The organism is Corynebacterium tuberculostearicum (assembly GCF_046097465.1).
GTDB classification, from domain to species: domain Bacteria; phylum Actinomycetota; class Actinomycetes; order Mycobacteriales; family Mycobacteriaceae; genus Corynebacterium; species Corynebacterium tuberculostearicum_I.
The window spans coordinates 311,143-333,106 of sequence record NZ_CP175799.1 but is presented as its reverse complement, the minus strand read 5'-3'; the positions used below and the strand labels follow the sequence as shown (position 1 = coordinate 333,106).

Genomic DNA, 21,964 nt, shown 5'->3' with positions numbered 1-21,964 from the left:
GCTGGCCTGAACCGTGCACTAGCACGAGTAGAGTTTCTATAGTGTGACAAAATTTCACTGAAGTACCAAAAGTGACCAATTACACTGTAAGATGAAACGCGTTACACAGTGACCCCCGCTTGTTCCGCATTGTCGAGTGCATGAAAGACCGCACCCAGATGTGGCGCAGGCTCATCTATGGACTTTCGTAGTCGACATCCAAGGAGTAAAACGTGGAAGGCGTACAGGACATCCTCTCCCGCGCCGGAATCTTCCAAGGCGTTGATCCCGTTGCAGTGCAGCACCTAATCGAGCAGATGGAGACCGTGCGCTACCCGCGCGGAACCACCATCTTCGACGAAGGCGAGCCTGGTGATCGCTTGTACATCATCACCACGGGCAAGATTAAGCTCGCCCGCCACGCCCCGGATGGCCGCGAAAACCTGCTGACGGTCATGGGCCCATCCGATATGTTTGGCGAGCTGTCCATCTTCGATCCGGGCCCACGCACCTCTTCCGCCGTGTGCGTGACCGAGGTTCAGGCCGCCACCATGAACTCCGAGCTGCTCAAGAAGTGGGTTGGTGACCACCCCGAAATCGCCCAGCAGCTGCTGCGCGTGTTGGCACGCCGCCTGCGCCGCACCAACGCCAACTTGGCTGACCTCATCTTCACCGACGTTCCGGGCCGCGTGGCAAAGACCTTGCTGCAGCTGGCTAACCGCTTCGGCGTTCAGGAAGGCAGCGCCCTGCGCGTGAACCACGACCTCACCCAGGAAGAGATTGCCCAGCTGGTGGGCGCTTCCCGTGAGACCGTCAACAAGGCGCTGGCCACCTTCGCACACCGCGGTTGGATCCGCCTCGAGGGCAAGTCCGTGCTCATCGTCGATACCGAGCACCTCGCCCGCCGCGCTCGCTAAGACCGCACCAGCCCGCTACCCCGCTTCGGCGGGGTCTCATTGGTTTTGCCCCATTTAACCAGTTCCGCACCGCACTTGTGGCCGCGGTGCGCTCCACTCCGCACCGCCTACGGGCCCCGCCCCACCGCGGCCGTACGTCGGCCCTGCGCGCCTCCTGCCTCAGCCCACAGCACAATTAAGCCCCTCTTCCCACCAAAGAGGAAGAGGGGCGAATGGAGATAGGCTTATTTAACCTCGCCGTCCAAGTACTTCAACGCGGTGCGCGTGGACTGCTCCGCAGCGTGGCGCAGCACCGGGTCCACATCGTCATACATCTCGTTGACCAGGGTATTCAAATCCACATCATCGCCTAGGCGGGAACGGATCTCTTTAATCTGGTCAAGACGGTAGTGGCGGCGGTCAATATACTTGCGGGCCACCTGAGAGGTGTCATCCAAGTCCGGACCGTGTCCTGGGAACAGCGCAATATCCTTACCACGCTCTTCCAAGGTGTCGAGGGTGTGCAGGTAATCGGCCAAGTTACCGTCCGTCTCCGAAAGGAGAACGGTGTGGCGGCCGGCGATGGTGTCACCAGAGATAATGCCTTCGAGGCGGGAATTTCCTACCTCCTCGCTCCACACAAAGAAGCAGGTGGAATCCGCAGTATGGCCTGGGGTGTGCACGACCTCGAGACTTGGGGTGATGCCATCGAGGGAGATGTGCTCGCCATCTTGGAGGGCCTCGGCACCATTGCAGTAGCTCGGATCGAAGGCGCGGATGGGGGCGCCAGTCATCTGCCGCAAGCGTTGTGCGCCCGAAGCGTGGTCATCATGGCGGTGGGTAATCAAAATCAAAGCCACCTCACCTGCGTTGCGGTGCACAACGTTGAGATGGCCTTCATCCTCGGGACCCGGATCTACGACGATCGCCCGAGAGTCTTCAGCGGCGCGAATAATCCACGTATTCGTACCCTCAAGGGCGGTGTAGCTGGGGTTATCACAAAGGACTACGCCAACGGATTGGCTGACGGGACGCAATTGACTATATGCGGGGTGCTCCATAGTTACTAGCCTATCCGATCAAGCAGTAATTTCTACGATTAGTTCGATTTCTACCGGGGCGTTTTTAGGCAACGCGGCCACGCCCACGGCGGAGCGAGCATGCTTTCCAGCATCCCCAAAGACCTCACCGATGAAATCGGAGGCACCATTGATTACTGCCGGTTGCTCCTCATAGGACGGATCGGAGGCCACAAACCCTACGATCTTTACCACGCGGGAGATATTGTCCAGGCCAACTTCGGCATCGATAGCGGCAAGCGCATTCAGCGCCGCGATGCGTGCCTGTTCCTGGGCTTGTTCCGTGGTGACTTCGGCGCCAACCTTGCCGGTGAGCGGCAGGGCGCCTTCCACGAGGGGAAGCTGGCCAGAGGTCCAGACCTGATCACCCACGCGCACGGCCGGCACATAGGACGCTAGCGGCTTGGCGACGCCCGGTAGCTCATACCCCAGCTCCCGCAAGCGAGCATGAAAGCCCATTTACTCTGCCACCTCGCGCTTGAAGTAGGCCACGACGTTTTCCGGGTTAGGACCCGGGGTGACGGTGACCAGTTCCCAGCCATCTTCACCCCAAGAATCGAGGATCTGCTTGGTGGCGTGGGTAAGAACAGGTGCGGTTGCGTATTCCCATTTAGTCATGGGCCCATTCTAACTATTAAATACGCCCCACGCCGTCTAAATTCTTAAATCCCGACGAGCTCGCCACCTTGGGCCAAGTAGTGAGCCCAATCCGTGATGTGGGGGTTCTTGCGCAGCAGGGCTCGGCGCTGGCGCTCGGTCAGCCCGCCCCACACACCGAACTCGACGCGGTTATCTAGGGCGTCAGCGCGGCATTCGGTCAGTACCGGACAGTGGCGGCAAATGACGGCCGCCTTGCGCTGTTCCGCACCGCGAACGAAGAGGGCATCCGGGTCGCCCTTGCGGCATTTGGCCTGGGTGACCCACTCACCACGCTCGGGATTTCGGGCTGTATTAGACATTCCAGCAGTCTTCACACGAACGGTCATGGGTGAGTGTGCTCCTTCCCAGACGGAATACTATGTAACGCATCTAAGTCTATTCATCCGGGTCGAAGATTGTCTAACACGTCACACTTTAGGGGGTGCGAGTGATCTTCCACCTACCAAGGGCGACCACGTAGGGTATGGGGCGTGACTGTCATCAAATCTTTGGCCAAGATAGCCCTGTCTACGGTCTTGGTAGGCGCGCTCATCGCCCTGGCTCTTGCCCCCTTCGCGGGCATTTCCGGCGTGGCGATTGCCCGTACTAACGAAACCATGCAATCTGACCTGCAAGATCTGACTGCCGGCAATATCCCAGGCGTCACCACGATCAAAGACGCCAAGGGCAAGGACATGGCCTATGTCTTCAGCCAGCGCCGCCACCCGGTGGAGAGCAAGAAGATTTCTAAGGCCATGAAAAATGCCATCGTCTCCATTGAAGACGAGCGTTTTTATGATCACGAAGGCGTGGACTTCCAAGGCAATTTCCGTGCCCTGTGGACCAACCTGACCTCGGGCGGCGTCTCCCAGGGCGCTTCCACCATCGATCAGCAGTACGTCAAGAACTACCTCTTGCTAGTCTCTGCCACCACCGATGAAGAGCGCGCCGCGGCCACCGAACAATCCGTGGCCCGCAAGCTGCGCGAGATGCGCATGGCCACCAAGATGGACGAGGAATTGGAAAAGGATGACATCCTCACCAACTACCTCAACCTGGTCTCTTTTGGTAACCATGCCTATGGCGTCGAGGCGGCGGCCCGCACCTACTTTGGCACGCATGCTTCCGAGCTCACGGTGCCGCAGGCAGCGATGCTGGCCGGCATGGTCCAATCCTCTGAGCGCCTCAATCCCTATACCAATGCCGAGGAAGTGACCGAGCGGCGCAACCTCGTCCTGCAATCCATGGCGGATAACGGCTATATCAAGCAACAGGAAGCGGATAGGTATAAGGGGGAGAAGCTGGGCGTCGGCAAGAAGCCCAAAACGCTGGCCAATGGCTGCATCGGCGCCGGCGACCGCGGTTTCTTCTGTGATTATGTGCTGAAATACCTGGATAAGAAGGGCATTAGCGAGGAGCAGCTGGCGCGCGGTGGCTACACCATCAAAACCACGCTGGACCCAGCGGTGCAGGATAAGGCCCTCGAGTCCGTACAAAGCCATACCAATCCTGATGCCCAAGGCGTGGCTGAAGTCATGAACGTCATCAAGCCCGGCAGGTCGGACCGCAAGGTGCTGGCCATGGTCTCCTCGCGCGATTACGGCCTGGACCTTGATAAGAATGAGACCATCCTGCCGCAGCCCTACTCCTTGGTGGGCAACGGCGCAGGTTCCGTCTTTAAGGTCTTTACCGCCGCGGCCGCGCTCGAAGCGGGCTATGGCATCAAAAACACCGTGGATGTGCCCACCCGCTACGAGGCGGAGGGCCTGGGTCATGGTGGCGCCGCCGGCTGCCCGGCGGACCGCTACTGCGTGGAAAACGCTGGTGCCTATAAGGCCACGATGACGCTGCAGGAAGCGCTGGCACACTCCCCCAATACGCCGTTTATCAAGCTCACGGAGCAGGTAGGCGTGGCACCCATCGTCGATATGGCCGTGCGCTTGGGCCTGCGCTCCTACGAGGACAAGGGCAGCTTTGATAAAGACACCTCGATTGCCCAGCACACCAAGGAGGCCAACTCCGGCTCCTTCACCTTGGGCCCGGACCAGGTCAACCCGCTGGAGCTTTCCAATGTGGGTGCCACGCTGGCCGCGGATGGCAAGTGGTGCGAGCCCAACCCCATCTCCCAGGTCACGGATAAGGAAGGCAACGAGGTCTATCTCAAGGAAACCCCGTGTGAGCAGGCCGTTGATAAGGACGTAGCCCGCGCGATGAGCAATGCCTTGTCTGAGGACGCCAAGCAAGGCACCGCCAAGGATGCCGCCCAAGCGGCCGGTTACTCCAGCCCAATCGCGGCCAAGACCGGTACCACCGAGTCCAACCAGTCCTCCGCATTCTTGGGATTCAACGAGGGTATTTCCGCCGCGCCGTATATCTATAACGATGGCACCTCCACCGTCCCGCTATGTACCGGGCCGGTGCGCCAGTGCGCGGGTTGGGGCAACCTCTACGGCGGCTTGGAGCCGGCGCAGACCTTCTTCAGCATGGCTACGCAGCTGCCGATAGCGACCAAGGCCGGGCTGCCGAATTACAACAAGAAGTACGACAACGGCACCACGGCCGATAAGACCCTTGATAGCCTGCGCGGCAAGTCCGAGGCCGAGGCCCGCCAGACCTTGGAGTCCAAGGGCTACGTGGTCAAGACCTCCCGGGTCATTGGCGGAAATGTTCCTTATGGCCGCGTGGTTCGCGCGATTACCGGCAAGGACGGCAAGAAGAAGGGCGCGGAGATTACGCTGCAGCTTTCCGACGGCGCCGGGGCCTCCCAATCCCCCTCCTCCGGCGTGGCCGACGCCAACTCCACCGGCGCACAAAATAGCACCGGCGGCGGTAATGCCGACGGTGCTACGAGCCCGGGCCGCTCGACTGGCGGCACAGGCGACGAAACGGGCAACGGCGGTGGCGGTGGAGGGTTCTCGCCGGAGGACTTTGGCATCCGCCAAGAGGACATCGATAGCTTTGCCAACGACGTCCGCAGCCTCCTTGGCCGCTAAGCCTCGGCCGTTGCGGTCTGGCCCGCTTTAGCTCAGCTGGGACTTGACCTCAGCGGACAGGCGCTTACCATCCGCCTGGCCGGCGGCCTTGGCATTGGCCACCTTCATTACTGCACCCATCTGCTTCATGGTGGGTGCTTCGCCGTTTTCGGCCTCAACCTCCGCGATAGATTCCTTCACTAGGGCCTTAAGCTCAGACTCGTCCAGCTGGCGGGGTTGGTAGGCTTCGAAGAAGGGGACGTCGGCAAGCTCGGCTTCCGCCAGCTCCGGACGGCTGTTTTCCTCATAGACCTCGGCGGACTCGCGGCGCTTTTTGATTTCACGCGCAATCACCTTGAGGATATCGGCGTCCTCCAGCTCATGCCGGGAGCCATTAGTCTCCTCGGCCTGGATGGCAGCCAGCAAGGCGCGGATGGCGCTGGTGCGCTGCTTCTCCTTGGCCTTCATTGCGGTTTTCAGATCTGCACGGATGGTTTGCTTTAGCTCGCTCATGCCTATCAATGTACGCCAGGTAGTGTGGTAGCCGTGAAACTTTTACGTATTCTTGGCGGCCTCACCGCTGCCGGCCTGGGCGCCGCGGCATGGGGCTATAGCGAACTGACCAAATTCGAGCTCAAGGAATATACGCTCCCCCTCCTGCCCAAGGGCACGCTGCGCGGTAAGTCGGAATTTCGGCTGCTGCATCTGTCCGACCTGCATATGATTCCCGGCCAGGAGACCAAGATTGCCTGGGTTTCTGCCCTCGACGCCCTAGAGCCGGACCTCGTGGTCAACACTGGCGATAATCTCTCCGATCAGCAGGCCGTTCCCGATACGTTGCGTGCCCTCGGCCCGTTGCTGGCCCGCCCCGGACTCTTCGTCTTCGGCACCAATGATTACTGGGCACCGCAGCCGGTCAATCCCTTCAAGTACCTGCTGGGCAAAAAGCGCGAGCCTTCCTATGTGGATTTGCCATGGCGCGGTATGCGCGCCGCCTTCTTGGAGCACGGCTGGCACGATGCCAACCAGGCTCGGTATGAATTCAAGGTAGGCAATGTCCGCCTTGCCGCCGCCGGCGTGGACGATCCGCACCACGATCTGGATGACTACTCCGAAATCGCCGGCCCGCCCAACGAGGACGCCGACTTGTCCCTGGCGCTCCTCCATGCCCCCGAGCCCCGCGTGCTGGAAAAGTTCGCGGCCGATGGCTACCAACTTTCCCTGTCCGGCCACACTCACGGCGGCCAAATCTGCCTGCCCGGCTCCCGGGCGTTGGTTACCAATTGCGGCATCGACCGCGACCGCGTGCAGGGCCTCCACGACTTCGGCGCGATGAAGATGCATGTTTCCAATGGTCTGGGCACCTCCAAATTCGCCCCGGTACGCCTTTTCTGCCGCCCTTCCGCCACTCTGCTGAAAATCACCGAGGTGGACTAAACCCAGCCACCTGCCGTTTTGTTGATTGCGCTCAGCTTGCGTTAAAGTATCCAAGTACCGCTTTTCAAGGCGGAACGCCGGGATATGGCGCAGGTTGGTAGCGCGCTTCGTTCGGGACGAAGAGGTCGCAGGTTCAAATCCTGTTATCCCGACCAACAGCCCGCAGCTTTGCTGCGGGCCTTTTCGTTGTTACGCCAGCATTCCTACTTTTCGGCCTAAACGACAGAATGTGTTGTTTTGCGGCGTGTCAGGCTAAACGACATTTTGTGTTGGTGGGGGTTTAGCGTATGTGGCCTTTGCGTATTCCCATAGAGTGGTTGTAGGCAGTGTCGATGGCACTGTCGTAGGTTGCTGGTCGGCCGTCTTCGTGGCCGCTGGTGGCTTGTTTTTCCTGGTTGGCTAGGGTTTGTGCTTTGGCGAGTGCGTCCTGGCCCCAGTTTTGCTGCCTGGCGATCTCTACAGGGTCGTCAGGTAGCTGCGTGTGGAGGTATAACCACCAGTCGCAGGCGATGCGCTGTTGTTCATCGCGCAGTCCGCGGTGGGTGTGCATAAGTTGCTTAATTTGTGAGTTCACCCCGCCTTCTAGCTTGTTGGTCGTGCGTTCAAACCGTTGGCCTTCTTCGGCTTCGGTGAGATAGGCAAAGAGGTGTCCTTGTTGGCTCATTTTCTTTAGCTGCAGGTAGATTCCGCGGTGAGTGTAGTGGGTGTACCACCACTTTTTGTTCCGGCGCTTGGACTTTGGAATCTGGTCGAAAGGGACGTCTTTGACGTAGGTTTTGGCTTTGAGCTCGGTGCTAAATACGGTGCCGAACTGCTGTAGCTTCACTATCCATTCGGCTGCGTCATCCAGGTTGTCAACGGCGAGTAATTCAAAGGAAAGCCGTTGTAATGCTTTACCCATCGGCGAAGTGGGGTGAAGGCCGGTGGCGCGTTGGATATTGCGCTTGACGTGGACAATGCAGCGTTGAACCGGGGTATCAGGCCACAGGTGGTGTAGTGCTTTAAGGCCTCCGGAATCCCCATCGCAGGTCACCAATTGTGGTGGGGCTAGTGAGTCGAGCAGGCGCGTGTAGGACCACGAGGATTCTTTCGTGCACCAGAACCAATTGATGACATGGCTGGAGTCGGCAGCTACAACAAGGCACTTGGTGTTGAAGTAGGTTCCGTCGATGAAGATTTGGTCGTAGATTCGCTGCTTATCAACGCTTCGGGGAGGTTGGATAAGCCAGAACGGTTTAAAGCGTCGTTGCAAAGTTCGCGTTGAAACACCGCAGGTTTTAGCTGTTTCTTCCAGGCTGTTGCTGGATGTGAGCCAAGAAATGAAAAGGCGGAACCATTTGGCGTGCACGGCATCGTTATTCGGGCGGGTGAAGGTGGCCTTGCAGGTGCGGCATCGCCATCGTTGGCGCCCAGCACTCGTTGTTCCGTGTTTCGTGCATGTCCCGCCGCAGACGGGGCATCGAGGATGATTTTTACTCATCCCCTCATCGTGAACCTAGGTGCCTAGCACACCGGCATTCCTTTGGCGGTATTTCATGGTCGAAGCTGGAATATCCCTCTGGATAAGTGAAATAGTCCTAATATCAGCACGCCAGACCGGCTAACCGTACAACCTCCCCAACACATCCTGTCGTTTAGGCCTACTTTTCCCCGGGGGCTCTTGAGCGCTGAATTTAAACCTCGCTGAAAAGTCAGATTTTTTCACCTAGACCAAATCCACGTATCAAGGCACCAACGACGGGTACCAGCGCCGTAGAAATAACGGGATTTACTCGGCCGCGGATCACAATTCCCACCGCCGCAGAAGTGAGGGTGGGACCCATGTCCGCGAGCCCGAACAGCGCCTCCTTAGTGTCCCTTCACACGCTGACGACCTGCCATGCCCTACGCTACGCGGGCAGGCCAGTATGACGCAGGTTAAGCCCCAACAATTAGCGGCGCTGCGGCTACCCCCAAAGTCAACACCGATTTAAATTGAATTGCCTATAGATAATCGTCACCGCGAAGCAACTTGAGTTCAGAGGGTCGTTGCAACACTTTCCCTTAGGAGGGTGTTGTTGTGTCTGGGGTTGTTGGCCCGTTTCATTCGTTGTCTGAATCGGATCGTCGTGGCTTAGTTGCCTTGGTTGGCAGTGGGCGTAGTGTCCGTTCGGCGGCTGGTGAGCTTGGCTGTCATTACGGGCATGCTTTGAATTTTTGCCATGCCTTTGGATTGCCAGTCGTGTATAAAGCCAAACGAGTTGATCGCCGCGGCAGCCAGGCTGTCCAGCTTGTAGAGCTAGTCCGAAGCGGACTGTCGGTACGCCAAGCTGCTAAAAGATGTGGGATGCATCTTACCGCTGCGTATGCCGTAGCTACGGAAGCTGGGTGCCATATCCGGTTAAGTCAGTATGCTCGGAAAGTCCGCCAGACGCAGTTAAGAGTGGAATACCTGCGCCTTCGGCTGGCGAGCCTGCCTGGTGGTGATGCTGGCGCGGCAGTAGGAATTGATCGTCGACTGCGTTTAGATTTCGAAAAAGGACTCACCAAATCCCAGGGTCGACGAGAAGAGTTCATACCCGTCGGCGAAGACGCCAGCACGTATAACAGACTTATGAAAGCGCTGCGCCAACGCCATGATGTCATCGAATCCGGAAGGCTTGCCCCTCCCGCCTTACCTAGCGGGGTAGATCCGTATAAACGCATCAGCAATCGCTACATTTGCTTCGAAGAACGCGTCATTATCGCCGATCTTCTCCGCGAAGATGTGCCGCTGCGTGAGATTGGGCGCCGTTTAGGGCGAAGTGCATCGTCAATTCAGCGTGAAGTACGCAGAAACCACAGTGCGGAAGGCCCGTATCGTGCAGAAACAGCCCAGTTAAAGGCCTGTGCGCGGAGGTTGCGGCCGAAAATACCGAAACTACTAGCCAACAAAAGACTATGGGACTATGTATGCGCACAATTGCGGGCACAATGGTCACCTGAGGAGATTTCTAATCGCCTGCCCATCGACTACCCCACTGATAAGGACATGCGCATTAGTCACGAAACGATTTATGACGCCTTTTACCTGCAGGCCAAAGGAAGACTCAAAGACCTTGGCCTGGACTTGCCGACCGGTAGAAAGAAACGCAAGAAACGCCAAACCCGCTCCAGCACACCTGCCCAGCAACGCTTCGTCGACGACATGATCCTCATAGACGACCGGCCAGATGAGGTAAGTGAACGTATTTTGCCAGGCCACTGGGAAGGCGACCTCATCCTCGGTAAAAACAACCAATCAGCGGTAATCACGCTAGTAGAACGCGTCAGCCGATTTGTTGTCCTTGGCCACTTACCGGGAAGGCATACCAGCAAAGAAGTATTCACAGCCCTGCACAAGGCAGTTACAGGAATCGATAAAGCTATCTGGTCATCAATTACCTGGGACCAAGGAAGCGAAATGGCTGGTCATAAAGCTTTTACCATGGCCACTGACATTCCCATCTACTTCTGCCATCCAGGATCACCATGGGAACGCGGCAGCAACGAAAACACCAACGGCAGGCTCAGAAGAAACCTTCCCAAAAACAGCGACCTGTCCATCTACAGCGCCGAGGACCTAGAAATGATCGCCAACATTCACAACCACAAACCACGCAAAGCACTCAACTGGCGCACCCCAGCCGAAGTCATGACCAACGCCCTCACACAAACCGGTAGCATCAAACCAAACTAACCATCATCGTTGCAACGACCCCTAGAATCCGCCCAATTCGCACTGCTTGAAAAGTCCCCACCCCAGCAAAAGCATTCATGAAATTGCACGGAAATTTCCGCAAAAATTGCAGCTAGACACCCCACATATGGGAAACGACGCGGTGCCCCTACAGCGCCGCGTCGTCCCTATTCCCTATCACTCACAACGGATTGGAGAAACCGTTCGCCTACCCCCTAAGTAGGCTTTGTGAGCAAGACCAACTGTAGCACTCGCACAATGCAAACGGTAGCGCGAATCAAAATTCCCAGTTTCCACCAATGTTTCTTATTCTTAGGTGTGCTTTTTCAGACCTAATGAACCGTAGGTTTGAATTTTCCTGTGGATGGAGCCCACCACTTTGCACTCAGCCCAATGAGAGTGATGGCGAGCAATACCGCAACGCCGGTCCACAAGACGGCCTGTTCGCCTTCGTTACCCGCCGCCGTGACGGCCGCGGTAGTCCAATTCAGTGGCAAAAGATTAGAAACAATCTGCCAAACCTTAGAAACACCGGCAATTGCCGCGGATTTCCACAGCCACCCCACCAGAGCGGTCTGGCCTATGCCAAAGAGCGCCGCGAGGATGCTGCCGGCAGTAATACCGCATAGCCCGAGTAGGCCACGGGTGATGACCGCCATGGACAGCGCGCCCAGAAGGAGCGCCGCGCCGGCCCACACCGCCGCCACAGGGGTAAATCCGGTGGCAAGCACAAAGAGGAGGATTTCGCCGATGGCGACCGCGGCCAGCGTGCCGCCGAAGACCGTCAGCCATGGGCGGAACCCCACCTGCCAGGCCACACCGGACGCGGCGCCTGCGAGCAGGACCAAAGCGGAGACCAGCATCGCCACGATAGGGCTGAGCAGATGTGCCGGGCCGTCGGTCGCGGTATGCGCCGGCGGCAGGGCGCGCTGAATGTCACCCACGTTGGTCTGGTTTTGGGCTGCCATGGTGGAAAGCCTGCCGGCGCCGTCGTCAAGCTTGTCCACGCCCTCCTGCGCCTCACCGACGCGCTTGTTGAGCTCCGCAATTCCCTCATTGAGCTCCTGCGCACCGGATACGGCCTGATTCACGCCATCGTGATAGGCATAGCCGTTGACCGCCAACTGATTGGATAGATCACGCGAGCCGTCCTTGAGCTTCTTGAGCTGATCGGTCACCGAATTATCCAGGCGGAAATTATTCACCTGCGCACGGAGATCGCCCAGCTGCGAGCGAATTTCCTTCGCTTCCTTGGACTTATTGCCTTCCAGATCGCGCATCGTGCCATCGATGGCCTGCAGAATCTGCCCTTGGACGGCGCCGAGGCCCACCACCTGGTCCACGGCACCGCCGACACCATTGGCCAGCTCCGTTGCACCGCCACCGAGCGTATTAGTTCCGGACTGCAGCTGATTGAGGCCGGCCACCAATTCTTGGGAGCCCGTCGCCAGCTTGTCGATGCCCCCTCCAAGCTCATCCGCCCCCTTATTCAGCTCTCCCGTGCCGTCGTCAAGCTGCGTGGCGCCCGATTTAAGCATGCTCGCCTGTGCCTGCGCGCGACTGGCCGCCTCGGCGGCTTCCTTTACCTCTGGCGAGGCGGAATTTTCCCGCGGCGCGCCAAACGGCTGCGCGGCACTAGACCAGGTGTGGGCGGGTTCCCACTGCGCAAGACCCGCCACCGCAGCGCCGATAATGAGCGGCAGGGCGAGCAGGAGGATCAAGAGAACGCTGCGCCACCGGGAGGGGGACGCAGCGTCTGGGGAGGCAAGGCGTGAGGTCATGGTACTGAACCTATCCGTGCAGGTCACTCCCCTGTTGCAGGCGCGCCGAGCACCCCCGCAATAGCAGTTCCTCTACGATATATGGCATGTCCCACAATTATTCCCTGGCCCCTTCCCGCTACCTCGCCGCCGCGGCCATCGCGCCGCTGTGCTTCAGCCTTATTGCCTGCTCCAACGACGCCGATACGTCCGCAGAACCAGAGTTCTCCGACGCCACCGCCGCAAGCTCGTCGGCCGAGGAGACCTCATCCGAAGAAACCACGAGCGAGCCCGCTACCTCGGAAGCCGAAGACACCGTCACCGAGACCGCAGCGGCCGAGCCCACTTCTGCGGAGGCAGCTCCCGCTGAGGAGACCGCGGAATCCGGCAACGCGGAAAGCGAAGCCCCGGCCGCCGTACCCGCCGACACCGGCCGCGGCGACTGCTCCCCAGAAGCGCTACAGCCCGCAGCTCCCACCATGACCAATATCCGAGTCAATAACTGCGATGGCCAGTGGGCCCACTTTGGCAAAGACAGCACGGACTGGACCGCCTGGGCACGCTATGAGGGCGGCCAGTGGGTAGCCATTGAATCCATTGGCGAGGCAACCTCCGGCATGGCCGCCCCGTGCTACGACGTGGATAAGTGGGCCGCCGAGGGCGCTCCCGCCTTTGTTACGGAAAAGATGCGCCGCTGCGACTAGCCACACAGCAAGAAACCGCCCCCGTACCGTGCAGTAAAGCAACTCGGTACGGGGGCGGCGTCGTTAGCGCACAAGCGCTGCCGGGAAAAGATTACTTCTTCTCGGCGTAGACCTCGCGCACGCGCTGGCCAAGGGCTGGGTGCACGTTGGTCCAGTATTCGTAGACGCGCTCCTCGGTCTCCTCGGATACACCGGCCATCGCGTTGGTGATATTGGTGACCAGGCGCTCCTTGGCGGCATCGTCATAGACGTTCTCGTACAGGTCGCGCGCCTGCACGAAGTCATCGTCCTCGGCGTGGCGAACATACGGTGCACGCACCAAGTCGCTGCCGTGGGACTCCGGATTGATATAGAGCTCCGCCGCGGTGGTGGTCTCGAGCTGGGAGCGGTCGTTTACAGCGGCGTCGTCAAGCACGCCCGTACCCTTCTCATGGCGGTTGGGCGAGTAGACCGGATCCTCCGGAGCATTGAAGAGGAACTGCATGCTGCCCTCGTGCTCGTAGGTATTGACCTCGTCCACATTCTGCGGCTGGTTAACCGGCAGCTGCTTGTAATTCGCGCCGATGCGGTAACGCTGCTGGTCAGCGTAAGCAAAGACGCGGGCCTGCAGCATCTTATCCGGAGACAGGCCAACGCCCGGCACGATATTGGACGGGTCGAGTGCCACCTGCTCAATCTGCGCGAAGAAGTTGCGCGGGTTGCGGTTGAGCACAAAGTAGCCCACATCGTGCAGCGGGTAGTCCTTCTTGGACCAGACCTTGGTCAGGTCGAAGGGGTTAAAGCGGTACTTCTCCGCCTCATCCAGCGGCATGATCTGCACCTTGACGTCCCAGATCGGGTAGTTGCCCTCCTCGATGGCGTTGTAGAGATCCTCGCGGTGGCAATCCGGGTTCTGGCCGGCGGTGGTGGTGGCCTCTTCATCGGTGAAGTTCTCCACGCCCTGGCGGGACTTGAAGTGATACTTGACCCAGAAGGCCTCGCCTTCTTCATTGACCCATTGGAAGGTGTGGGAGCCGTAGCCATTCTGGTGGCGGGTGGACTTCGGGGTGCCGCGGTCACCCATCAGATAGGTGACCTGGTGTGCAGACTCCGGGTTGCGGGTCCAGAAATCCCACTGCATATCGGCATCGCGCAGGCCATTGGTGCCCAGGCGCTTTTGGGAGTGGATGAAGTCTGGGAACTTAATGCCATCGCGGATGAAGAATACCGGGGTGTTATTGCCCACGATGTCGAGGTTGCCCTCCTCGGTGTAGAAGCGCAGGGCAAAGCCGTGCACATCGCGCCAGGTATCCGGGGAGCCCTGCTCGCCGGCCACGGTGGAGAAGCGGCCCATCATCGGGGTGACGGTGCCCTTCTGGAAGACCTTGGCCTTGGTGTAAGCAGAGACATCTTCCGTGATGTGCAGCTCACCAAAGGCGCCGTGGCCCTTAGCGTGCGGCGTGCGCTCCGGCACGCGCTCGCGGTTGAAGTGCGCGAGCTTTTCAATGAGATGGATATCATTGAGCGCCACTGGGCCCTGCTGGCCGGCGGTCACCGAGGTATTTTCGGACGGCACCGGCTGGCCCGAGGGACGAGTGGTATTTCCCTTGCCAGCGGGGCGCTGGCCCTTGTTCAGGATGTCATCAGCGGTAAAGTCACTCATTTTTGCCTCCTGGCAATTCGCGGTCAGTTCTTCCCAGTGTGGCAAAACTTTGCACGGTTGTCAGGGCTCGCCAAAGAGAGTAAAGGGTGCTGGTAGATTCATTCAGGTGACTCACCACTCCGCAGCAGACGACGCCCGCGTCACCGACCTCGCCCTTCGGGCCGGTCGCGGCGACCGCGCGGCGCTGACGGAGTTTATCAAGGCCACCCAGGATGATGTGTGGCGCTTGCTGGCGCACTTGGGCGGGCCCGAGGGGGCCGACGATCTCACTCAGGAGACCTATCTGCGCGTCATCAGCGCCCTGCCGCGCTTTGCGGCGCGGTCCTCCGCGCGCACGTGGCTGCTCTCTTTGGCCCGGCGCGTGTGGGTGGACAATATTCGCCACGATATGGCCCGGCCGCGAAAGTCTGCCACGGAGTATGAGGACGCAATGGGCGCGGCGCCGGAAGAATCCGCGGCGTGGAGCGAGTGGATCGACGCGCGTACGCTTATCGACGCCCTCCCGGCCGACCGCCGCGAAGCCCTCATCCTTACTCAAGTGCTGGGCTATACCTATGAGGAGGCGGCCAAGATTGCCGGCGTGCGCGTGGGCACCATCCGCTCCCGAGTGGCGCGCGCCCGCAAGGATCTCATTGCGGGGACAGGTTAATACCCCCAAATAGTCCCCTGTGATTGCGGAGTTAATTTCACTCCCAAATTGTTACGCTCTGGTTACCTTGTATCCCACGGGCCCCAAAATTTGGCACTTAGCTGCGCTTTGCGTACTACGGCCGGGGTGAACGAGACCACAATTGTGGCGATTCTTGCCCGAAATACCTGTCCGATGTGTGGTTTATTAGATGTGAACACACGTGATAAATCGACCGTCGATCCGGGCCCGCGCGATACCAATGGCGGGCCCGGCGCGTGTGAGTAAGAGAGTTTCTCCCTTTCATGTTAAAACGCGCAATCGGAATTTCCATGGCGTTTATCGGCGTCGTCGTGGGCGCAGGCTTCGCCTCCGGCCAGGAGGCCATGCAGTACTTTGTGGCCTTTGGTAACTGGGGCCTGTGGGGTATCGCCCTAGCCGCTGGTTTGATGATGATCACCGGCATCTCCATCCTGCAGCTCGGCTCGTATTTCCAAGCCGAGGAGCACACCGCTGTCTACGACAAGGTCGCATCGCCATTTACCGCCAAGATTTTGGACTGGTCCACCCTGGTGACCTTGTTCGCCATCGGCTTCGTCATGTTTGCCGGCGGTGGTGCGAATATCAATCAGCAGTTCCCGTCCATCCCCGTGTGGGTGGGCGCCACCGCCATGCTGATTTTGGTGCTGCTCGTCGGCCTCATGGATGTCGACCGCGTAACCGCGGTCATCGGTACCATCACCCCATTCATCATCATCTTTGTGGTGATTGCCACCGGCTATACCATCTTGAACGCAGACGTTGATTTCTCTGCCATGAATGACTGGGCGGTCAACAATGTTGATACCTCGCTGCCTAACTGGTGGCTAGCCGCACTGAACTACACCGGCCTGAACGTGATGACGGCAGTATCCATGTCCATCGTTATTGGCGGTAACTTCCTGGATAACCGTGCAGTTGGCGTCGGTGGCCTCATTGGCGGCCTGCTTTATCTCATCCTGTTGGCACTGTTGGTATTCGCCCTCTTCTTCGAAGCAGAGACCGTCAACGGCCAGGACATGCCGGTACTGAGCCTGATTACCAGCATCCACCCAGTCTTGGGCGTGCTGATGACCTTTGTCATTTATGGCATGGTCTTTAATACCGCCATCGGCATGTTCTACGCGCTGGGCAAGCGCTTGACCCGCAATAACCCCAAGCGCTTCTACCCGGTTTATGCCGGCGCCTGCATCATCGGCTTCATCTTGTCTTTCGTGGGCTTCCAGGCCTTGGTCAGCAACGTCTACCCGATCCTGGGCTACCTCGGACTGCTGATGATCGTGGTGATGGTCTTCAACCGCATCAAGAACGGCAGCAAGCTCTCAGATGAGTCCGACCGCCGCATGCGCGCACACGAGCTGGTGTCCCGCCGCTTGGACCCGCGCAAGCGCTTTACCAAGAAGAACGAGCGCGAGCTGCGCAAGCTGGCTGCAGCATCCAATATGGAAACCACCGAGTTTGTCACCAATATCGCAGAAGAGATCCACGAGGAGCTCGAAAATGATGATGATATTGAGTACGACCGCGAAGATCCGGAGCCGTCCGTGACCTACGTGCAGCACACCAAGCCGGAGGTTCCGTCGTCCACTAGCGACCTCGACTTTGGCAAGAAGAGCACTGGTGCCGACTCCGGCACTGGCACCGCCAAGCCGGTTTCTGAGGACTAGCCCCCTCGTCCACGGCTGATAGGCCAAAAGCTCGGCGCCCTCCTTCCCTTGCTATTAGGAAAGGAGGGCGCCGAGCTTTGTAGTGCAACAGGTGGCGAAGCGGCGCTTGTTTAAACGAGCAGCTCTGCAATCTGGATGGTGTTGAGAGCAGCGCCCTTGCGCAGGTTATCGCCGGCCACGACGAGTACCAGGCCCTTGTTATCGTCCACCGTTTGGTCCTGGCGGATGCGGCCGACCAAGGACTCGTCGATGCCGGTGGCGGCGAGCGGAGTGGGGACGTCGGCAAGCGTAACGCCCGGAGCGCCACCCAAAAGCTCGGTGGCCTGCTCTGGGGTGATGGGCTTATCGAACTCGGCGTGAATGGTCAGAGTGTGGCCGGTGAAGACCGGGATGCGCACGCAGGTGCCCGCTACCTTCAGCTCCGGAATATCCAGGATCTTGCGGGATTCGTTGCGCAGCTTTTGTTCCTCATCGGTTTCCAGGGAGCCGTCATCGACGAGGTTGCCGGCCATCGGCAGGGCGTTATAGGCGATAGGTGCCACGTACGGGCCAAAGTCTTCGTCATTAAGCGCGGAACCATCGTGAACCAAGCCCACATTGTGCTCGCCAACGGAATAGACCTGTGCGGCCAGCGCCTGCACGCCAGCCAAACCGGAGCCGGACACCGCCTGGTAGGAGGACACGTGGAGCTTATTCAGGCCAGCGGCATCGTGGAGGACCTTCAGCACCGGCATGGCCGCCATGGTGGTGCAGTTCGGGTTCGCGATGATGCCCTTCGGGGTGTTCTTGGCTGCCTCGGGGTTGACCTCGGAAACGATGAGGGGAACCTCTGGGTCCTTGCGATAAGCCGAGGAATTATCCACCACGGTCGCGCCGGCCGCGGCGAATACCGGGGCCCACTGCTTAGAGGTGGAGCCGCCGGCGGAGAACAAGGCAATATCGACGTCGGCAACGGATTGCTCGGTGACCTCAGCGAGGTCTTCTACGGTAATCTGCTCGCCGCGAAAATCCAGCTCGGTGCCGGCGGAGCGAGACGAGGCGAAAAAGCGCACCTTATCCGCCGGGAAATTGCGTTCTTCCAAGATGGAGCGCATAACGCGGCCGACCTGGCCGGTAGCGCCTACGACTGCAACAGTGGTCATGACTTAAAAATCCTCTGTAGTTGCTTTTTGGGTATTTAACGTCCGGTTCCAGCATAAACCGTGGCTTCTTCTTCGCCACCGAGCTGGAACTTATCGTGCAGCGCACGAGCTGCCTTATCCAGGTCAGCCTCGCGGGTGAGCACGGATATGCGGATTTCGGAGGTGGAGATGAGCTCCATATTGACGTCGACGTCGCGCAGGGCCTCGGTGAACTCGGCGGTCACGCCTGGGTGGGACTTCATGCCGGCGCCAACGAGGGAGACCTTGCCCACCTGGTCGTCGTAAAGCACATTGGCCCAGCCGCCCTCGGACTTCAGCTTGGTCAACAGCTCCATGGCGCGTGGGCCGTCGGCACGCGGGCAGGTGAAGGTGATATCGGTGGTGCCATCCTCCAGGGAGGAGACGTTTTGCAAGACCATGTCAATATTGATCTCTGCATCAGCAATGACACGGAAAACCTTCGCCGCCTCCCCGGGGCGGTCCGGGATGCCCAGGACAGTGACCTTTGCCTCGGACTTATCGGTTGCTACACCAGTGAGTACTGCTTCTTCCACAGGAATATCCTCCATCGATCCGGTAACTAGGGTGCCGGGGTCATTTGAATAAGACGAGCGAACTCGCAAGGGTACATTGAACGCGCGGGCATATTCCACGCTGCGCAGAACCAAAATCTTGGAACCTACCGCGGCCATCTCCAGCATCTCCTCAAAGGAGAGCTTGTCTAGCTTCTGCGCGTCCGGGACGATGCGCGGGTCTGCGGTATACACGCCATCGACATCGGAGTAAATCTCGCACACGTCCGCATTCAGCGCGGCCGCTAGCGCCACCGCGGTGGTATCGGAACCGCCGCGGCCCAGCGTGGTGACATCGCGCGATTCCTTATTAACTCCCTGGAATCCGGCGACGATGCAGATCTTGCCCTCATCCAGCGCTTCAGTCAGGCGGCCTGGGGTAACGTCCACGATGCGGGCATTGCCGTGGCGCTCGGTGGTAAGCACGCCGGCCTGGGAGCCGGTAAAGGACTGGGCATGGGCACCCAAGGATTCCACGGCCATGGCCACCAGCGCATTGGAGATGCGCTCGCCGGCGGTAAGCAGCATGTCCATTTCGCGCCGTGGCGGAACGGGGTTGACCTGGGCGGCAAGGTCGAGCAGCTCATCGGTGGTATCGCCCATGGCGGAGCACACCACGACGACGTCGTTGCCCTGCTTCTTGGTGGCCACGATGCGCTCCGCAACGGCGCGAATGCGGTCTGCGGATTCGAGGGATGAACCGCCATATTTTTGCACGATCAGGGCCACGGTAAGGATGCCGCCTTTCGTCTTTCAAGGCACCCCTGGCGCGCGTCTGCACACCGCCAGAAATACCTGTCGGTCACTAGTCAAATACCCATGCTACCCCGCAGGGGTCTAGTCCTCATCATAATTCCTAGACAATGCTTGCTTTTTATTCACACGCCCCGAGCATAAAGCGCGCCATGCGCCGGCCGCCTCCAAGGAGAAAAACGCGCGCCCCGCAGCGGAGAATATGCATATAACAGGAATCTTTACTACCGTTGAGCGGGTGTTAAGCAACCTCCTCGCCATCTTTTTCGCGCTCGCATCCGCGCTGACGGTTGCTTGGGGCACGGTCATCCGCCACCGCATTGCCCTCGACGCCGATGATTCGGTCATGCGCGCCGCCATGTCTAATCCCTTGTGGTGGGTGGGCACCGCGGCCGCGATTGGCGCCTATGGCCTGCAGGTTATCGCGCTCGGCTTCGGCACCTTGCTGGTGGTCCAGCCCATCTTGGTACTGTCCTTAATGTTTACCCTGCCGCTATCGGCGTGGTACTCCGGCCGCAAGATGCCCTTCCACGAAGTTTTCTGGTCCATTGCGCTGACCATCGCGGTGGGCATCATGGTCATCTACGGCAGGCCGGTCGCCGGCAATCCCCGCCCAGAATGGAGCGATTGGTGGCCGGCGCTCCTCGTGGGATTGGCCACCCTCGCAATCCTCGGCGCGGCAGCCGCGAAGCTGCCGGATCAGCGTCCCTTGGCATTGGGCACCGCCTGCGGCGTTATCTATGGCTTCGTCGCCCTGCTCTCGAAGGCCGTGGTGGATATTTTCACCCACGAAGGCCTCACCACCCTGCTGGCGAGCTGGCAGTTCTACGGTCTCATCGGCCTCGCGCTCACCGGCACGGTGGTCCAGCAATATTCCTTTAACGCCGGCCCCCTGGCCCATTCCCTGCCGGCCATGACCATCTTTGAGCCCATCGTGGCTTTCGGCTTGGGATACATGGTTCTGGGAGAGAAATTCCTCATCGATACGGCCGTCGGTTGGGCAATTATGCTCATCGCCCTGACCGTCATGGTGCTGTCCACCATCGTGCTCTCCCGCAGCCCGGTAAGCCAGCGCGGCTAGATGGCCCACTCAAATACGCCGAGCATGTAGGCCGAAAACCACGCGCCAAACAGGGCCCAGGCAAAAACCGCGACGCTTGCCGACGCCCCCTTTTTCACCCACGGCAACAACGCGATCACCGCCGGCAGGAGCAGCCGGGGCCGCGAGTGCATAATGCCATCAGAAAGCAGCACATTGGCCATGAGGACGGCAGAAAATAGCCAGGCCGCCAACGGCAGGCGGCGCCACGCCAGCACCAGGCATACCGGGGCAGCGATCATTACGCCGGCGCTGAGCAGGTAGCCGCCATTGGTGGCCCCGGTGAGCGTCTCCCACAGCCAAATGGCCGTGGCTTTGCCGCCATCAAAGCCGGAATTCCAATGTTCCTTCTGAATGCCAAAGTAGCCGCCGACATCTTTCAAGTGGCTGCTCGACCACCACAAATAGCCCACCAGCGGCACGACCGAAAACGCCACCGCGGCCCAGGCTCGCCAGTCCTTTCGGGCCCGCAGCAGCACCATAAGCCCAAAGACCGCAACGAGGTCCACCGCGGTAAGGCGCACGAGCCCGGCCACAAAGATATACGCCGCGGCGGCCCACCAGCGCTCGCCCACCAGCGCCACCACCGCCCAGATAGCCAGTGCCCCGAAAAGCGCCTCGGTATACGGCATAGAAAACACGATGGACATCGGCGCGCTAGTTACCACTACGGCGCTGAGTACCTGGGCCCACTTCCCCATGCCCATCTGCGCGGCCAGGGCCATCACCCCGGCGGCCAGCGCGATGCTAAAGAGCACGTTGAGCGCGATGGCAGTGCCGGCCTCGCCGGTTCCCAGGATGCCGCTTACCGCACGCACCAGGAAGGGAAAGCCTGGAAAGAAGGCCATAGTTGTCTCATGGACCGGCCCATCCGTAGAGATATCCGCACCGAAGTACCCGCCGCGGGCGATTTCTACGTAGTGCTTGGCGTCCCACTTATTAAGCAGCCCCCAGAGCTTGTCGTCCTGCACGGCTGCCACCGCGGCGAGCACGCCCACGCGCAGCGCGGCGCCGATGAGCGCAACGAGTGCGGCAGGCGCCCACAAGGAGCGCAGTAAGGACGGTGAGGTGGGTGCGGCATGGCGGGCTGTAGACACGAAAGGCATAGTACCGTACCGCCGCCGTGTCTCATTGAATGAAATCTCTTGCCACATAGTGAGAGAGCCTGTAGTGTGACCGATATGACACAGCGGATTGACCTACTCCTTATCTGCCGCGGCGGGATTTCGGCCTAAGTACTGGCCAGCGCCCCCGTCGCG

19 protein-coding genes and 1 tRNA gene are annotated in these 21,964 nt (G+C 59.7%); 9 read left to right on the top strand and 11 right to left on the bottom strand.

Translation table 11 applies throughout. From position 1 onward, the window contains the following. The first annotated feature begins 212 nt into the window (after nucleotides 1–212). Entirely contained in the window at nucleotides 213–896 is a 684-nt protein-coding gene (glxR, locus tag ACKFRX_RS01545) for a CRP-like cAMP-activated global transcriptional regulator GlxR (RefSeq protein WP_408919328.1), read from the top strand. Between the two features lie 224 nt (nucleotides 897–1,120). Here the strand turns inward: glxR and ACKFRX_RS01540 are convergent, their stop codons facing one another. The 4 genes from ACKFRX_RS01540 to ACKFRX_RS01525 are packed head-to-tail and all read right to left on the bottom strand — an operon-like array spanning nucleotide 1,121 to nucleotide 2,940. Beyond that, entirely contained in the window at nucleotides 1,121–1,936 is an 816-nt protein-coding gene (locus ACKFRX_RS01540; RefSeq protein WP_005327120.1) for an MBL fold metallo-hydrolase, read from the bottom strand. A gap of 18 nt (nucleotides 1,937–1,954) precedes the next feature. Next, a complete protein-coding gene (locus ACKFRX_RS01535; RefSeq protein WP_005327119.1) occupies nucleotides 1,955–2,413 on the bottom strand; it encodes a RidA family protein in 459 nt (152 codons plus the stop codon). Next, nucleotides 2,414–2,572 (bottom strand): DUF4177 domain-containing protein, encoded by a 159-nt coding sequence (locus ACKFRX_RS01530; protein ID WP_005323131.1) that lies wholly within the window; start codon nucleotides 2,570–2,572, stop codon nucleotides 2,414–2,416. Between the two features lie 44 nt (nucleotides 2,573–2,616). Further along, a complete protein-coding gene (locus tag ACKFRX_RS01525; RefSeq protein WP_005323132.1) occupies nucleotides 2,617–2,940 on the bottom strand; it encodes a WhiB family transcriptional regulator in 324 nt (107 codons plus the stop codon). 144 nt (nucleotides 2,941–3,084) lie between these two features. Here ACKFRX_RS01525 and ACKFRX_RS01520 point away from each other — a divergent pair, with 144 nt between their 5' ends. Beyond that, nucleotides 3,085–5,586, top strand: coding sequence for a transglycosylase domain-containing protein (locus ACKFRX_RS01520; protein ID WP_408928030.1), 2,502 nt, complete (start codon nucleotides 3,085–3,087; stop codon nucleotides 5,584–5,586). A 27-nt stretch (nucleotides 5,587–5,613) separates the two neighbouring features. On the opposite strand, the gene ACKFRX_RS01515 is transcribed toward ACKFRX_RS01520, so the two are convergent. After that, nucleotides 5,614–6,078: a GatB/YqeY domain-containing protein gene (locus ACKFRX_RS01515; protein ID WP_005323134.1), complete on the bottom strand. Its 465-nt coding sequence runs from the start codon at nucleotides 6,076–6,078 to the stop codon at nucleotides 5,614–5,616. 33 nt (nucleotides 6,079–6,111) lie between these two features. Between ACKFRX_RS01515 and ACKFRX_RS01510 the strand changes: the two genes are divergently transcribed. Both ACKFRX_RS01510 and ACKFRX_RS01505 read left to right on the top strand, forming a co-directional pair. After that, nucleotides 6,112–7,002: a metallophosphoesterase gene (locus ACKFRX_RS01510; RefSeq protein ID WP_408919331.1), complete on the top strand. Its 891-nt coding sequence runs from the start codon at nucleotides 6,112–6,114 to the stop codon at nucleotides 7,000–7,002. A gap of 78 nt (nucleotides 7,003–7,080) precedes the next feature. After that, nucleotides 7,081–7,157, top strand: a tRNA-Pro gene (locus tag ACKFRX_RS01505). A gap of 125 nt (nucleotides 7,158–7,282) precedes the next feature. Here the strand turns inward: ACKFRX_RS01505 and ACKFRX_RS01500 are convergent. Beyond that, the gene (locus ACKFRX_RS01500) at nucleotides 7,283–8,482 is read right to left on the bottom strand and encodes an IS1249 family transposase (protein WP_408919332.1); all 1,200 of its coding nucleotides are present in this window, start codon (nucleotides 8,480–8,482) and stop codon (nucleotides 7,283–7,285) included. Between the two features lie 942 nt (nucleotides 8,483–9,424). Here ACKFRX_RS01500 and ACKFRX_RS01495 point away from each other — a divergent pair. Then, nucleotides 9,425–10,699 (top strand): IS30 family transposase, encoded by a 1,275-nt coding sequence (locus ACKFRX_RS01495; protein WP_408928029.1) that lies wholly within the window; start codon nucleotides 9,425–9,427, stop codon nucleotides 10,697–10,699. A 332-nt stretch (nucleotides 10,700–11,031) separates the two neighbouring features. Here the strand turns inward: ACKFRX_RS01495 and ACKFRX_RS01490 are convergent, their stop codons facing one another. Then, complete coding sequence (locus tag ACKFRX_RS01490; protein WP_408919333.1) at nucleotides 11,032–12,480, bottom strand: hypothetical protein; 1,449 nt, start codon at nucleotides 12,478–12,480, stop codon at nucleotides 11,032–11,034. 86 nt (nucleotides 12,481–12,566) lie between these two features. Between ACKFRX_RS01490 and ACKFRX_RS01485 the strand changes: the two genes are divergently transcribed. Next, entirely contained in the window at nucleotides 12,567–13,163 is a 597-nt protein-coding gene (locus ACKFRX_RS01485) for a hypothetical protein (RefSeq protein ID WP_408919334.1), read from the top strand. A 91-nt stretch (nucleotides 13,164–13,254) separates the two neighbouring features. On the opposite strand, the gene ACKFRX_RS01480 is transcribed toward ACKFRX_RS01485, so the two are convergent. Continuing rightward, nucleotides 13,255–14,805, bottom strand: coding sequence for a catalase (locus tag ACKFRX_RS01480; protein WP_408919335.1), 1,551 nt, complete (start codon nucleotides 14,803–14,805; stop codon nucleotides 13,255–13,257). 106 nt (nucleotides 14,806–14,911) lie between these two features. On the opposite strand from ACKFRX_RS01480, the gene ACKFRX_RS01475 reads away from it, so the two are divergent. Next, the gene (locus tag ACKFRX_RS01475; RefSeq protein ID WP_005323148.1) at nucleotides 14,912–15,454 is read left to right on the top strand and encodes an RNA polymerase sigma factor; all 543 of its coding nucleotides are present in this window, start codon (nucleotides 14,912–14,914) and stop codon (nucleotides 15,452–15,454) included. A 284-nt stretch (nucleotides 15,455–15,738) separates the two neighbouring features. Continuing rightward, nucleotides 15,739–17,139, top strand: a complete 1,401-nt coding sequence (locus ACKFRX_RS01470) for a hypothetical protein (RefSeq protein ID WP_250409876.1) — start codon at nucleotides 15,739–15,741, stop codon at nucleotides 17,137–17,139. A gap of 110 nt (nucleotides 17,140–17,249) precedes the next feature. On the opposite strand, the gene ACKFRX_RS01465 is transcribed toward ACKFRX_RS01470, so the two are convergent. Then, nucleotides 17,250–18,281 (bottom strand): aspartate-semialdehyde dehydrogenase, encoded by a 1,032-nt coding sequence (locus ACKFRX_RS01465; RefSeq protein WP_005327109.1) that lies wholly within the window; start codon nucleotides 18,279–18,281, stop codon nucleotides 17,250–17,252. Nucleotides 18,282–18,316: 35 nt separating this feature from the next. After that, nucleotides 18,317–19,582 carry an aspartate kinase gene (locus ACKFRX_RS01460; RefSeq protein ID WP_005323151.1) on the bottom strand — a complete coding sequence of 422 codons (1,266 nt, stop codon included), beginning with the start codon at nucleotides 19,580–19,582 and terminating at the stop codon, nucleotides 18,317–18,319. A 226-nt stretch (nucleotides 19,583–19,808) separates the two neighbouring features. Here ACKFRX_RS01460 and ACKFRX_RS01455 point away from each other — a divergent pair, with 226 nt between their 5' ends. Continuing rightward, entirely contained in the window at nucleotides 19,809–20,687 is an 879-nt protein-coding gene (locus ACKFRX_RS01455; protein WP_005323152.1) for a DMT family transporter, read from the top strand. On the opposite strand, the gene ACKFRX_RS01450 is transcribed toward ACKFRX_RS01455, so the two are convergent. Then, nucleotides 20,684–21,811, bottom strand: a complete 1,128-nt coding sequence (locus ACKFRX_RS01450; protein ID WP_408928028.1) for a mannosyltransferase family protein — start codon at nucleotides 21,809–21,811, stop codon at nucleotides 20,684–20,686. The two genes, ACKFRX_RS01455 and ACKFRX_RS01450, sit on opposite strands and share 4 nt — an antisense overlap. Nucleotides 21,812–21,964 lie beyond the last annotated feature (153 nt).